Source organism: Dactylosporangium sp. CA-139066 (assembly GCF_050936175.1).
GTDB lineage: Bacteria > Actinomycetota > Actinomycetes > Mycobacteriales > Micromonosporaceae > Dactylosporangium.
This window is the reverse complement of record NZ_JBNJNH010000001.1, coordinates 951,711-965,389: the sequence shown is the minus strand read 5'-3', so window position 1 is coordinate 965,389 and position 13,679 is coordinate 951,711. Positions and strand designations below refer to the sequence as shown.

Sequence of the window (13,679 nt, the reverse complement as noted above, 5' to 3'; positions counted from 1 at the left end):
CGAGGAACCCTACGGCATGGCGGGAATGGACTCCGGACGGTCGTCGCGGACATAGACGATCATGTCGCCGGTCTGGATGCTGGTGCCTTCGGGGTCGGCCAGGGAGAGCACCTTGCCGCGCCGGAACAGCGCGATGACCAGTTCCTTCAGCTCGCGCGGCGAGGAGCCGACCTCGTCGCGGCGGGCGGAGCGCATCGCCAGCGCCATGCCCTGGCCGGGCGTGAGCAGGTCCTCGACGACCTCGATGAGCGGCGGCGCGGTCGTGGACAGGCCGAGCAGCCGGCCGGCCGTCGCGGACGAGACGATGACGTGATGGGCGCCGGACTGGCGCAGCAGCGGAGCGTTCTCGGCCTCGCGGGCCGCGGCGATGATCGACACCTTGCCGGCGGTCAGCTGGCGGACGGTGAGGGTGACCAGCACCGACGCGTCATCGCTGTCGGTGGCGATGATGATGGCCTTGGCCTCCTGGACCCGCGCCTCCATCAGCACGCCCGACCGCGTGGCCGAGCCTTCGATGGCGACCAGGCCGTCCGACGTGGCCTGGCGCAGCGCCGTGCGGTCGCTCTCCACCACCACGACGTTGGTCTTGTCGAACCCGTTCTCCAGCAGCGTGCTGACTGCCGCGCGGCCCTTCGTGCCGTAGCCGCAGACGATGACGTGGTTCTTCACGCGCTTCCTCCACCGCTGCAACCTGAGGCTGGTGCGGTACTGGTCGGTCAGGACTTCGAGGGTGGTGCCGACCAGGATGATCAGGAACAGCACCCGAGCCGGAGTGATGATCACGATGTTGACGAGCCGGGCCGAGTCCGACACCGGCGTGATGTCGCCGTAGCCGGTCGTCGACAGGGTCACGACCGCGTAGTAGAAGCAGTCGAGCAGCGACAGGCCGTCCTCGTTGACGTCTCGGTACCCACCGCGGTCGATGAAGATGACGATCACGATCACGACGACCAAGGCCACGGCCAGGCCGAGACGGGAGCTGATGGCTCGCAACGGCCCCCGCCGTACAGCCGGAAGGTGGATCACGAAATCCACCATAAGGGTCGGGTGTGACAACTTCTCCCGTGGGTAGTCGGACGCGTCCGGCGATCGGGGAGGCGCGCGATGTCCGAACACGGCCCGAGGGTGGGCGTCCTCGGTTCCTACGGGGGGTACAACCTGGGCGATGAAGCGATCCTGGCCAGCATCCTGTCCGATCTGCGCGCGCGCCGCCCCGACGCCGAACTGCTGGTCCTGTCCCGTGACCCGGAACACACGGCCCGCGAGCACCCGAGCGTCACGGTCGCACCGTGGGAGGGCGTGAGCCGCGACCGTACCGCAGATGTGTTGTCCCGCCTGGACCTGCTCGTCCTCGGCGGTGGCGGCATCCTGTACGACACCGAGGCCCGCCGCTACCTGCGCGTGGTCCGCACGGCGCAGGAACGGCGCGTGCCCGTGTTCACCTACGCGATCGGCGCCGGCCCGCTCACCGAGGACCTCGACTGCGCGATGGTGCGCGACGTGCTGGGCGCGGCGGCGGAGGTCACCGTCCGCGACGACGAGTCGAAGGTCGCGCTCGAGGAGGCGGGCCTGACGGCGCACGTCACCGTCACCGCGGACCCGGCTCTGTTGCTGCCGCCGGAGGAGTTCGACGCCGGCGCGTTGCGCGACTCGCTGCCGCCCGGGCGCAGGGTGGTCGGCATGAGCGTACGCGAGCCGGGCCGCGCCGCGCAGCACCTCGCCGCCGACGAGTACCACCAGCTGCTCGCCCAGGTCGCGGACTTCATCGTCCACCGGCTCGACGCATCCGTGCTGTTCGTGCCGATGGAGCGCTCCGACATCCGCCATTCCCACGCCGTGCTCTCGCGCATGACGGCCGCGGAGCACTGCCGGGTGCTGCACGGGCAGTACCGGCCGGGACAGATCCTCGATCTGATGCGCCACCTGGACCTCGCGGTCGGTATGCGGCTGCACTTCCTGATTTTTGCGGCCCTTTCCGGTGTACCTCTACTCGCTCTGCCTTACGCGGGAAAGGTTTTCGACTTCGCGCAGCGCATCGGGGCGCCCGTGCCACTGGGTGTGGTCCGGGAGGCCGCCGGGCCGCTCATCGCGCAGGTCGACCGGCTGTGGGACGAGCGGCCGCAGCGCCAGGAGGAGGTCGCCGCGCGGGTGGCCGGGCTGCGCCAGCGTGCCACGGAAACGGGCCGCCGCCTGAGCGCCCAGCTCGATCGCATCGCCCCCGTGCTTGAGCGGGAGCCGGTGGCCAGCGTATGACCGCGCTCGACCGCCCCGGTGGTCTTGCGCCGGTACAGCTGCCGCCCCGCTCGGCCACGCACGGCGGCCGCACGGAGGTCCTGGTCGTCGGCGGCGGCCCGGCGGGCTTCGGTGCGGCGATGGGCGCGGCGGCCGCGGGCGCCGAGGTCGTGCTGGTCGAGCGCTACGGGTTCCTCGGCGGGAACGCCACGGCCGCGCTGGTAATGCCGCTGATGAGCTTCCACAACGAAATCAAGCAGGCCGTGGGCGGCGACGACAACCGATTGTTACCAACAGATCACGGGGAGGGCGAGCCGGTTGTGGCGGGTGTACTGTGGACCCTGCTCGATCGACTTGTCCGCGCCGGGGGCGCCATCCCGCCGGATCCGAGCACCGGGTACACAGTGCCCTTCGATCCCGAGCTCTTCAAGCTCGTCACCTACGACCTACTCGACGGCTGCGGTGTACGTCTCCTGCTGCACGCCTTCGCCTCGGACCTCATGCCGCTGCCCGACGGCGGTTCCCGCTGTGTGTTCGAAACCAAATCCGGCCCGGTCGTCCTGGACGCCGACGTCGTCGTCGACTGCACCGGCGACGGCGATCTCGCCGCGGCGGCCGGCGCATCCTACGAAATCGGTCGCCTCGGCGACGGCCTGACCCAGCCGATGACGCTGATGTTCCGCGTCGGCAACGTCGACCGTCAGGCATTCCTGGACTACGCACACGAGCATCCCGACCAATGGAGAGGAGTACACGGGCTGTGGGACCTGATTCGTCAGGCGCGCGATGCGGGCGAGCTGGACCTGCCGCGCGAGGACATCCTGTTCTTCGCGACACCCCACCCCGACGAGGTGTCGGTCAACTCGACGCGCGTCGGCGGGCTGGGCATCAGCGTGTGGGACCTGACCCGGGCCGAGCTGACGACGCACCGGCAGCTGGCGCAGATCGCGCGCTTCCTGCACGACCGCGTGCCAGGCTTCGCCGAGTCCTACGTGATCCAGAGCGGCGTCCAGGTCGGCGTCCGCGAGACGCGCCGGGTCCTCGGCGACTACCAGCTGACGGGCGACGACGTGCTGAGTGCGCGCTCGTTCGACGACGTGATCGCCCGCGGCGCCTATCCGGTGGACATCCACAACCCCAACGGCCCCGGCACGATCCTGCGCCGGCTGCCGCAGGGCCAGTCCTACGACATCCCGCTGCGCACCCTGATCCCCCGCGATGTCGACGGCCTGCTCGTCGCGGGCCGGTGCATCTCGGGCGACCACGTGGCCCACAGCTCGTACCGCATCATGCCCATCTCCGTTGCGACGGGCCAGGCGGCGGGCGTCTGCGCTGCGCTGGCGGCCCGCATCGGCAAGCCGCCCCGCGATATTCCGGCGGCCCAGGTGCAACGCGTCCTGCGCGCCCAGGGCGCAAGCCTCCCGACCTAGATTGGGCCTTTCCATCGGTACTGCACGTGCCGCACCCTGGGCCACGTGCTGGTACACCCGTGGGACGCCCCCATCGACGAGTCGGAATGGCGAAACTGGCTGAGCGGCCACGACTTCGGCCAGCTCGTCGCCCCCGGCCGGGGCCGCGACCTGCCGGTGGTGGTCCCCACCCACTTCTCCTTCGACGGCGACGCCCGCGTGTGGCTGCACCTGGCCCGCCCCAACCCGGTGTGGCCGGCCTTGCAGGAGCACCCCCGCGCCCTGTTCACGGTGGTCGGCGACTACGTCTTCGTACCGTCGGACTGGAACGCCAAGCCCGGCACCGACCCCCGCGCCGGCGTGCCGACCTCGTACTACGCCTCGGTCCAGCTCTCGTGCGACGTCCGCATCGTCGACGACCCGTCGGAGAAGGCCGAGATCCTGCGCCGCCAGCTCGCCCAGTTCCAGCCGGCCACGGACCGCGCCCCGATCGAGCCCGACGACCGCCAGCTGCCCGGCATCCGCGGCATCGAGCTGACGATCACCGCGGTGGCCGGCAAGTTCAAGTACGGCGGGAACCGCACGCCCGAGCACCGCCACGAACTCGCCGCCCATCTGGCGACCCGCAACGGCCCGATGGACGCCGAGGCCCGCGCCCTCCTGCTGCGCCGCCTCAACACCTGACCGCGCGCCCGACAGCAACCACTCGGCCGCGCCCGACAGCAACCACTCGGCCGCGCCCGAGCTGATGCCGCCGCCGCGCTGGCAATCGTGATCCACGGACGAACGCGGCCGCCGTCGTTTGCGGATCGGTCGTGCACACGTGGAGCAACTCGCGATGAGCCCTTAGCTTAGAACCGAACCTTCGCGGCGCGGGTCGTTCGGGATGTGGGCCGGTTCGACGGGGAGGCCAACGCCTGCGACCAGTGCAAAGGCGCCGGCCGACACGCGGGCGGGGGCTGGCTCGGGGTTTCTCGCGGAAGTTGGATGTGTTCGGCGGCCCGATGCGCCAGGATCGATGGATGGCGACCACCGTTGCGCAGAAGGCCGGCGTCCGCCGGTCGGTTTCGTCCGGGCGGCGTGACCTGGTGGTGGCCCTGGCCACCGTCTGGCTGGCCGGCGGGCTGTTCATGGACGGGTGGGCGCACACGCACGTGCCGTCGCTGGAGACGTTCTTCACGCCTTGGCACGGGGTGTTGTACAGCGGGTACGCCGCCCTCGCCGTCAGTCTCGTGCCGGGACGGCTCTGGCGCGGGCGACCCGCGGGCCCGATGCGGGACTGGGTGCCGGCCGGGTACGGGCTGGGCTTGCTCGGGGCGATCCTGTTTGCCGCCGGTGGGGCGTTCGACATGACGTGGCACATCGTGTTCGGCATCGAGGTCGACCTCGAGGCGTTGCTCAGCCCGCCGCACCTCATCCTGCTGACCGCCGGCGCGCTGATGATCGCCACACCAATCCGCGCCGCGGCGGCGAAACGGCCCCTTCGCGCGGGCCGCGGAACAAGCCCGACACCGGCTAGCGACCGAACCAGCCCCGCCTCGACGACCGACCGAACCAGCCCGGCGCTGACGAGCGACCGAACGAGCCCGACACCGGCTAGCGACCGAACCAGCCCGGCGCTGACGAGCGACCGAACCAGCCCGGCGCCGACGAGCAGCCGCATGAACCCAATGCCCGCCAGCGGCGGAACGAGCCCGACGCCGGCGAGCGGCGGGGCGAGGCTGACCCTGGCCGACGACGCGACGGACCTGGCCCCGACCGGCAACGAGATGAGCGTGGCGTCAACCGGCGATGCGACGAGCGTGGCACCAACCGGCGATGCGATGAGTGCGGCGCGGGCCGGTGTCGGGGGAAGCTGGACGCCGGCGGCCGACGTGCCGGTGCTCATCAGCGCGGCGACGGCCACGGCGGTGGCGGCGTTCTTCCTCGACTATCTTTCGCCGTTCACCGATGCGCCGGCCGCAATGGACGGCTATGGGAACGGGCCGGCGTTCGGGGCGGCGCAGTACTTGACGTATTCGGTGCTGATCCTCGGCGCCGTGTTCTTCGTCTGGTCGCGGCTCGGACGGGTGCCCGTCGGGCTGATCACGGTCGTCGTCGCGGCGGCGTCGGTGCCCAACGGGGTGTTCGACGACTTCGAGAACCTTGCTTCGCAGCTCTGGCCGCTTGCGGGGGCCGTGATCGCGGACCTCGCGGTGCGGGCGGTCGCGGTGCGGCGGCCGGACCTGGTACCGCTCGGCGCCGGGGTGCTGATCCCGCTGCTCATCTGGCCGACGCACCTCATCGGGGTCGAGACCTCGGTGGGGGTCGCGTGGTCGCTGGAGCTCTGGAGCGGCGTCGTCGTGCTCACGATGCTCGCGGGAGCGGTGCTCGGCGGGCTGTTCCTCCCGCGCACCCGTGCCACCGCCGACTACTGACCGGGGAACGAGCGAATAGCCGGGGAACGCGCGAACCGAGCAAGCAACGCGTCGACGAGCAAACCAAAGCCGGCGCAAGCAAGCCGAGCGACGCGAAGACGAGCAAGCGAAGCCGGAGCGACCGAGCCGACGCAAGCACGCCGAGCGAGGCGACGCGAAGACACGCAAGCAGCGCCCGAGCAGCGGAGCCGAACCGGCCGATGCGAAGGCGGGCGAGCCTGTGTGAGACGAGGACCCAAGCCCGAGCGAAAGCAGCATCGAGCGCGGCGATGCGACGACTGGCGACCGAGGCGCCACGAGAGGGTCGGCCGAAGGCGGAGCGACGGGCGAGTCCGAGGGACCCGGGGGCGGATACAGTCACTGGTGTGGATGACCTGTTGCCGGAGTGGGTGGCGGTCGAGGTTGCGGGGCACGACGACTACACCGCGGCGCTGCTGCCCGAGGAGGCCGCCGGGCTGAGCGAACGCGCCGTGGACAGCCGGCGGCGGGAGTTCACGGCCGGGCGGGCCTGTGCGCGGCGGGCGCTGGAGCGGCTCGGGGTGCGCGGGCGGGCCGTGCCGACCGGCGGGAACCGGGCGCCCGTCTGGCCCGACGGGATGACCGGGAGCATCACGCACACGGCGGGGTACTGCGCCGCGGCCGTCGGGCGGCGAAGCGACGTGTGGGCGCTGGGGATCGATGCGGAGCGGCGCACCGTGCTGCCGGCCAACCTGCACCGCATGATCTGCCGGCCGGAGGAGATCGCCTGGTGCGAGGGGCGCGGCGACGAGGACTGGTGGCCGGCCGTGCACTTCTCGGCCAAGGAGGTGGTCTACAAGCTGTGGTCGCCGCTCGTCGGGACCTGGCTGGACTTTCTCGACGCGCGGCTGACGATCGACCCCGTGGCCGGCGAGTTTGAGGCGCGGATCGACGGCAAGAAGCTGGCGGAGTCGCCGGGGGCGCCGGCCGTGCTACGCGGACGATTCCACGTGACGCCCGACCTCGTTCGCAGCGCGGGCTATGTCACAGCGAAGGACCTGCCGGGCTAAGGGCTCGGTGCCGAGCTGCGGGCCGTGCACGACATCGCCGTAGAGCTCTTCGACGGGGCCGAGAAATATGTGATCGACGTGCACGACATCGCGAAAGTCCCCCACAGAGCCGACGCAGAGAACATGATCTAGAACATCAGTTCTAACCATGGGGGATACGGTACCCCACGGTTACGACAAAAAGGCGCGCGGCTCGTAGCGGGTCAGCGGCTGCGTGTCGCGCAGCAGGGCGCGCATCGATGTCAGGTCGGGGGCGACGACGCCCAGCGCTCGCGCCTGGACCAGCACATTGCCCAGCGCGCCGGCCTCGACCGGGCCGGCCAGGACCGGCAGGCCGCAGGCGTCCGCGGTGAGCTGGCACAACAGCTGGTTCTGCACGCCGCCGCCGACCATGTGCACGACGTCGACGTCGACCCCGGCGAGGCGGCGTGCGTCGTCGACGGCCCGGCGGTACGCCAGCGCCAGGGAATCCAGGATGCACCGCGTCATCTCGGCGGGCGTGGAGGGAACCGGCTGGCCGGCAGCCGCGCACGCCGCGGCGATCCGCTTGGGCATGTCGCCCGGCGGCAGGAACGCGGGGTCGGTCGCGTCGACGACGCTGCGGCCGGGCGGCGCCGCGGCGGCCCCGGCCAGGAGCGACTCGAGCGGCAGGCCCCACTCGCGCTGGCACTCCTGCAGCAGCCACAGACCCATGACGTTGCGCAGGTACCGCACCGTGCCGTCGACGCCGATCTCGTTGGTGAACCCGGCCTCGTACGACGCGGTCGACACCACCGGCGCGGAGAGCTCGACGCCGACCAGGGACCAGGTGCCGCACGAGATGTAGGCGAAGTTCCCCTCGCCGGGGACGCCGGCGACCGCGGAGGCGGTGTCGTGGGAGGCGACGACGGTGACCGGCGTGCCGGCGGCCACGCCCACCGACGGGGAGATCACGCCGACCGGGGAGCCGGGGGCGCGCAGGGGCGGGAAGAGCGACTCCGGCACGCCGGCCAGCGCCAGCATGTCCGGGGACCAGTGCGTGCCGCCGGCCGCGAGCAGGCCGGTGGTCGAGGCGTTCGTGACCTCCGTCCCGGCGATGCCCGTCAGCCAGTACGACATCAAATCGGGAATCAGCAGGAGCGTCCGGGCGGCGGCGAGCTGTGCCGTGCCCGCCGCCGCGATCAGCTGGAACACGGTGTTGAAGGGTTGCAGCGCGATGCCGGAGGCCTCGTACACGGAGTATCCGCAGAAGCGGGCGGCGACGCCGTCGGTGCGCGAGTCGCGGTAGTGCACCGGGTTGCCGAGCAGCGCCCCGTCCGCGTCGAGCAGGCCGTAGTCGACGGCCCACGAGTCGATGCCGACCGAGTCGACGGGGCCGGCCGCCGCGAGGCCGTCCAGCACCCCGCGGTACAGCGCCAAAATGTCCCAGTGCAGCGTGCCGCCGATGCGGACGGGCTCGTTGGCGAAGCGAGCCACCTCGGAGAAGGCGATCGCGCCGGACGAGACGTCGGCGACGATCACCCTTCCGCTGGAGGCGCCCAGGTCGACGGCCGCGATCCTCATCGCAGGAACGCCGCCGCGACGCCGGCGTCGACCGGGATGTGCAGGCCGGTGGTGTGCGACAGGTCGCCGCCGGTGATGGCGAACACCGCGTTGGCGACGTGCTCCGGCAGTACCTCCCGTTTGAGCAGGGTGCGCTGGGCGTAGAACGCGCCGAGCTCGGACTCCGGCACGCCGTAGACGGCGGCGCGCTGGGCGCCCCAGCCCGACGCGAAGATGCCGGAGCCGCGGACCACGCCGTCGGGGTTGACGCCGTTGACGCGGATGCCGTGCTCGCCCAGCTCGGCGGCGAGCAGCCGCACCTGGTGGGCCTGGTCGGCCTTCGTGGCACCGTACGCCACGTTGTTCGGGCCGGCGAACACCGAGTTCTTGCTCGCGATGTACACGATGTCGCCCCCCATCCCCTGACGGATCATGACCCGGGCCGCCTCGCGGGCGACCAGGAACGAACCGCGGGCCATGACGTCGTGCTGGAGGTCCCAGTCGGCGACCGTCGTGTCCAGCAGCGGCTTCGACACCGACAGGCCGGCGTTGTTCACGACGAGGTCGACCCCGCCGAACGCGAGCGCGGCGGCGTCGATCGCGGCCTTCACGGCGTCCTCGTCGGTGACGTCGACCGTCACCGGTACCGCCACGTCGGCCCCGCCGATCTCGCCGGCCACGCGCGCGGCGGCGTCCGGGTCGCGGTCGGCCACGACGACGCACGCGCCCTCGGCCGCCAGCCGGTGCGCGATGGCCCGCCCGATGCCCGACCCGCCGCCGGTGACCAGCGCGATCCGCGTCGCAAGGGGCTTGGGCCGGGGCATGCGCCGGAGCTTGGCCTCCTCCAGTGCCCAGTACTCGATGCGGAACTTCTCCGCCTCGTCGATCGGCGCGTAGGTCGACACCGACTCGGCGCCACGCATCACGTTGATCGCGTTGACGTAGAACTCCCCCGCGACCCGGGCGGTCTGCTTGTTGGCGCCGAACGAGAACATGCCGACGCCCGGCACGAGCACGATCGCCGGGTCGGCGCCGCGCATCGGGGGCGAGTCCGCGGTCGCGTGCCGCTCGTAGTAGGCCGCGTAATCAGCCCGATACTGTGCGTGCAACTCACGGATGCGTTCCTCCGTCCCGCCGCCCGGGTCCAGTACCATGGGACGCACCTTGGTCCGCAGGAAATGATCCGGGCACGACGTGCCGAGAGCGGCCAGCCGAGGCATCTGCGTCGATCCGACAAAGTCGAGTACCACATCATCATCGCGGAAATGTCCGACTTGTCCGCGATCAGTGGACGCCAGCCCACGCAACAACGGCATCAGTGCGGCCGCGCGCTCCCGGCGGTCCGCAAGCGGTTCATGCAGCGACGGCCCGAACGGGTCCGGACGGCCACGCCCCGCGAGAAAGGCGGTTGCAGTGTTGATGATCTCCAGCGAGTTCGCCTCGCACTCGTCGGACGTCGAGCCCCAGGCGGTGATGCCGTGGCCGCCCAGGATGACGCCGATGGCCTGGGGGTTCTCCCGCTGTACGGCGGCGATGTCCAGGCCGAGCTGGAAGCCGGGGCGGCGCCAGGGCACCCACAGCACCCGGTCGCCGAAGCACTCCTTGGTCAGGGCCGGGCCGTCGGCCGCGGTGGCGAGGGCGATCCCGGCGTCGGGGTGCAGGTGGTCGACGTGAGCGGCCTCGACGAGCCCGTGCATGGCGGTGTCGATCGAGGGCGCCGCCCCGCCGCGGCCGTGCAGGCAGTAGTCGAACGCGGCGACCATCTCGTCCTCGCGGTCGACCCCGGGGTACACCTTGGTGAGCGAGCGCAGCCGGTCCAGCCGCAGCACCGCGAGGCCCGCCGGCGTGAGCGTGCCGAGGTCGCCGCCCGAGCCCTTGACCCAGACGAGGTCGACCGGGTCGCCGGTCACCGGGTCGACGTCGGTGCCCTTGGCCGAGGTGTTGCCGCCGGCGTAGTTGGTGTTGCGCGGGTCCGAACCGAGCCGGTTCGAGCGCGCGACGAGCTCCGCGGTCACGCGCCCCACCCCGCCTGCGTGCCGCCGACGCGCTCGGCGACGATCTTCTCGAGGTACCCCGACCGCTTGTACGCCCCGATCGGGTCCGGGTCCAGGCCCATGTCCTCGCGCACCGAGCGCAGCAGCGGCCGCACGTCGGAGTTGTACGCGTCCATGAGGACCTCGTTGGCGCCGAGCACGTCGCCGGCGTCCTGCGCGGCCTTGAGCGCGGCGTGGTCGACGAGCAGCGCCTTCGCCGTCGCCTCCTGCACGTTGAGCACGGACCGGATCACCGCCTGGATCTTGGGCTCGATGTTGTGGCACTGGTCCAACATGAACGCGATGCCGCGCGTCGACAGTGCATCGGCGAGCACGATCTCGTGCATGATGCGGAAGAGCTGGAACGGATCGGCGGCGCCGACCATGAGGTCGTCGTCGGCGTAGAAGCGCGAGTTGAAGTCGAAGCCGCCGAGCCTGCCGGCCCGCAGCAGCACCGCGACGATGAACTCGATGTTGGTGCCGGGCGCGTGGTGGCCGGTGTCGATGACCACCTGCGCGCGCTCGCCGAGCGCGATGCAGTGCGCGTATGCGGTACCCCAGTCCGGCACGTCGGTCATGTAGAACGCCGGCTCGAAGAGTTTGTACTCCAGGAGCATCCGCTGCTCGCCGGCCAGCCGGTCGTACACCTCCGCGAGGGCCGCGGCCAGGCGGTCCTGGCGGGTGCGCACGTCGTCCTGGCCGGGGTAGTTGGTGCCGTCGGAGAACCACAGCTTGAGGTCGCGTGACCCGGTGCGGTCCATGACGTCGACGCACTCCAGCAGGTGCCCGATCGCCTTGCGCCGCACGCCGGCGTCGGGGTTGGTGACGCTGCCGAGCTTGTAGTCGTTGTCCTGGAACACGTTGGAGTTGATGGTGCCGACCTGCACGCCCAGCTCGGTGGCGTGGCGGGCCAGGTCGGTGTAGTCCTCGACGAGGTCCCACGGGATGTGCAGGGCCACGGTCGGTGCCACGCCGGTGTAGCGGTGGACGACGGCGGCGTCGGCGAGCTTCTCGTACGGATCGCGCGGCACGCCCTCCTGCGCGAACACCTTGAACCGCGTGCCCGAGTTGCCGTACGCCCAGGACGCCGTCTCGATCCGCTGGTCGCGCAGCCGCGCCGCGACACGCGCCCGCGTCTCCGGGGCGAGCTCAGTCATTGCAATGCTCCAAGCTGGTGCTCCAGGTTGAACACCTCGTCGAGGACGGCCAGATGCCGCCCGTGGGTGAAGAACTCCGCCATCTGCGCCTCCCAGCGCGCCGACACCTCGGTGGCGTCCATGGCGTCCTGCGCGGCGGCGAGGTCCTCGCAGAGGAGGGTGCCGACGAGCAGGCCGTCGTCGCGAAGGAAGAGTTGGTACTCGTGCCAGCCGGCGTCGCGCAGGGCGACGAGCATCTCCGGCCAGACCTGCGCATGACGGCGCCGATACTCGTCCAGCCGCTCCGGCTTGACCTGCAGCGTGAACACGACTCGGCGCACGTCATACCTCCTTATCGCGATATGTCCGAAAAGTCGTGGCGCGCCAGCGCCCGACTTTTCGGGGTTCGGGCCCGGCTTCCCGAGGCCCGTCCGCCCGACGTCTTCGCGGTCACCGCGCCACCCGGCGGCCGGAGCCACCCGGCAACCCGCGCCGCCCAGCGGCCAGAGCCACCCGGCAACCCGCGCCACCAGCAACCCGCGCCGCCCAGCGGCCAGAGCCACCCGGCAACCCGCGCCACCAGCAACCCGCGCCGCCCAGCGGCCAGAACCACCCGGCAACCCGCGCCACCCGGCGGCCAGAGCCACCCGGCAACCCGCGCTGCCCGGCGGCCGGAGCCGCCCAGCAACACCGCGCCGCCCGGCGCGCCGGAGCCGCCTGGCGGGTCCGGCGTGGAGCGCCGGACCCGCCGGAGAGCACCGCCGCAAGACGACGAGAAGACGTCGTCGTAGAAGACGGCTAGAAGTTGAACTGATCGATGTTGTCGGCCTTGAAGGTGTACGGGTCGCCGAGCAGGATCGTGCCGTCCTTGCCGACCGTGAACTCGCCCAGCTTGCCGGCCGTGAACTTGTCGCCCTCCTTGCCCTTGATCAGGCCCGAGGCGAGCGCGGCGCCCGCGTAGGCGGCCAGGTAGCCCAGGTCGGCCGGGTTCCAGAGGGCGAAGGCCTTGACGGTGCCGTCCTTGACGTACGCCTTCATCTGGTTCGGCGTGCCCAGGCCCGTGAGCTGGACCTTGCCCTTGTAGGACGAGCCGGACAGGTAGCGGCCGGCCGCCGCGATGCCGACCGTGGTCGGCGAGATGATGCCCTTCAGGTTGGGGTGCTTGGCCATCAGGCCCTGCGCCTCCTGGAACGACTTCTGGTCGTCGTCGTCGCCGTAGACGGTGTCGACGAGCTTCAGCTTGCTGTAGTCCGGCTTCGCCAGCTCCGTCTTCATCTGCTCGATCCAGGCGTTCTGGTTCGTCGCGTTCGCCGTGGCCGAGAGGATCGCGATCTCGCCGCCGTCGGGGCCGATCGCGTCCGAAATGAGCTTGACCTGGATTTTCGCGATGCCCTCCGAGGTGGCCTGGTTGATGAACAGGTCGCGGCACTCGGGCTTGGTGTCGGAGTCGTAGGTGACGACCTTGGCGCCGGCCTGGCGGGCCTCGTTGAGCGCGCCGCAGATGGCGTCCTTGTCGTTGGCGGACACGGCGATGACGTTCGCGCCCTGCTGCGACAGCGTGTTGATGTAGCTGACCTGCGCCGACGGGCTCGCCTCGGAGGGGCCGGTCTCGCTGTACGTGCCCTTGAACTCCTCGACGGCGAGCTTGCCGCCCTTGTTGTCGGAGGTGTCGAAGTACGGGTTGTTGACCTGCTTGGGCAGGAAGGCGACCTTCAGGCCGCTCTTGATGGTGCCGCTGCCGCCGCCGGCGGCACCGCCCGTGGCGTCGGTGGAGGTGGAACCGGAGTCGTCGGCGCAGGCCGCCATGCCGAACGCGAGCACGGTGGCGACCGCGGCCGCGAGAACCTTGGCTCTCATCTCGGTTGAATCCTTTCAGTGGGGTGCACAAGGAGCGAGGGTGTTG

The 13,679-nt window shown here is 71.1% G+C and carries 11 protein-coding genes; 5 read left to right on the top strand and 6 right to left on the bottom strand.

Annotation, left to right across the window (positions count from 1 at the left end; all coding sequences use genetic code 11):
* Positions 1-9: 9 nt before the first annotated feature.
* Positions 10-1,026: a potassium channel family protein gene (locus ACQEVU_RS04565; protein ID WP_433320966.1), complete on the bottom strand. Its 1,017-nt coding sequence runs from the start codon at positions 1,024-1,026 to the stop codon at positions 10-12.
* Positions 1,027-1,104: 78 nt separating this feature from the next.
* Between ACQEVU_RS04565 and ACQEVU_RS04560 the strand changes: the two genes are divergently transcribed.
* The 5 genes from ACQEVU_RS04560 (at position 1,105) to ACQEVU_RS04540 (ending at position 7,086) form a co-directional block, all read left to right on the top strand.
* Complete coding sequence (locus tag ACQEVU_RS04560; protein WP_433320963.1) at positions 1,105-2,253, top strand: polysaccharide pyruvyl transferase family protein; 1,149 nt, start codon at positions 1,105-1,107, stop codon at positions 2,251-2,253.
* Positions 2,250-3,662: an FAD-dependent oxidoreductase gene (locus ACQEVU_RS04555; protein WP_433320960.1), complete on the top strand. Its 1,413-nt coding sequence runs from the start codon at positions 2,250-2,252 to the stop codon at positions 3,660-3,662. Before ACQEVU_RS04560 ends, ACQEVU_RS04555 begins: the two co-directional genes overlap by 4 nt.
* Before the next feature lie 45 nt (positions 3,663-3,707).
* Positions 3,708-4,325, top strand: coding sequence for an FMN-binding negative transcriptional regulator (locus ACQEVU_RS04550; RefSeq protein WP_433320958.1), 618 nt, complete (start codon positions 3,708-3,710; stop codon positions 4,323-4,325).
* 338 nt (positions 4,326-4,663) lie between these two features.
* Positions 4,664-6,058, top strand: coding sequence for a hypothetical protein (locus ACQEVU_RS04545; protein ID WP_433320955.1), 1,395 nt, complete (start codon positions 4,664-4,666; stop codon positions 6,056-6,058).
* A 365-nt stretch (positions 6,059-6,423) separates the two neighbouring features.
* A complete protein-coding gene (locus tag ACQEVU_RS04540) occupies positions 6,424-7,086 on the top strand; it encodes a 4'-phosphopantetheinyl transferase family protein (RefSeq protein ID WP_433320952.1) in 663 nt (220 codons plus the stop codon).
* 171 nt (positions 7,087-7,257) lie between these two features.
* Here the strand turns inward: ACQEVU_RS04540 and ACQEVU_RS04535 are convergent, their stop codons facing one another.
* From ACQEVU_RS04535 to rhaS, 5 genes are all read right to left on the bottom strand, one after another.
* Entirely contained in the window at positions 7,258-8,628 is a 1,371-nt protein-coding gene (locus tag ACQEVU_RS04535; protein WP_433320950.1) for a rhamnulokinase, read from the bottom strand.
* Positions 8,625-10,622 carry a bifunctional aldolase/short-chain dehydrogenase gene (locus ACQEVU_RS04530; protein WP_433320947.1) on the bottom strand — a complete coding sequence of 666 codons (1,998 nt, stop codon included), beginning with the start codon at positions 10,620-10,622 and terminating at the stop codon, positions 8,625-8,627. The genes ACQEVU_RS04535 and ACQEVU_RS04530 overlap by 4 nt, the downstream gene beginning before the upstream one ends.
* Complete coding sequence (rhaI, locus tag ACQEVU_RS04525) at positions 10,619-11,797, bottom strand: L-rhamnose isomerase (protein ID WP_433320944.1); 1,179 nt, start codon at positions 11,795-11,797, stop codon at positions 10,619-10,621. The genes ACQEVU_RS04530 and rhaI overlap by 4 nt, the downstream gene beginning before the upstream one ends.
* Positions 11,794-12,117 carry an L-rhamnose mutarotase gene (locus ACQEVU_RS04520; RefSeq protein WP_433320942.1) on the bottom strand — a complete coding sequence of 108 codons (324 nt, stop codon included), beginning with the start codon at positions 12,115-12,117 and terminating at the stop codon, positions 11,794-11,796. The genes rhaI and ACQEVU_RS04520 overlap by 4 nt, the downstream gene beginning before the upstream one ends.
* 457 nt (positions 12,118-12,574) lie before the next feature.
* The gene (rhaS, locus tag ACQEVU_RS04515) at positions 12,575-13,633 is read right to left on the bottom strand and encodes a rhamnose ABC transporter substrate-binding protein (RefSeq protein ID WP_433320939.1); all 1,059 of its coding nucleotides are present in this window, start codon (positions 13,631-13,633) and stop codon (positions 12,575-12,577) included.
* Between the last annotated feature and the right edge of the window lie 46 nt (positions 13,634-13,679).

Excerpts from the sequence above, each read along its gene's own strand:
- ACQEVU_RS04555 (WP_433320960.1), top strand. The coding sequence starts at position 2,250 with ATGACCGCGCTCGACCGCCCCGGTGGTCTTGCGCCGGTACAGCTGCCG.
- ACQEVU_RS04535 (WP_433320950.1), bottom strand. The coding sequence starts at position 8,628 with ATGAGGATCGCGGCCGTCGACCTGGGCGCCTCCAGCGGAAGGGTGATC.
- rhaI (WP_433320944.1), bottom strand. The coding sequence starts at position 11,797 with ATGACTGAGCTCGCCCCGGAGACGCGGGCGCGTGTCGCGGCGCGGCTG.
- ACQEVU_RS04545 (WP_433320955.1), top strand. The coding sequence starts at position 4,664 with ATGGCGACCACCGTTGCGCAGAAGGCCGGCGTCCGCCGGTCGGTTTCG.
- ACQEVU_RS04560 (WP_433320963.1), top strand. The coding sequence starts at position 1,105 with ATGTCCGAACACGGCCCGAGGGTGGGCGTCCTCGGTTCCTACGGGGGG.
- rhaS (WP_433320939.1), bottom strand. The coding sequence starts at position 13,633 with ATGAGAGCCAAGGTTCTCGCGGCCGCGGTCGCCACCGTGCTCGCGTTC.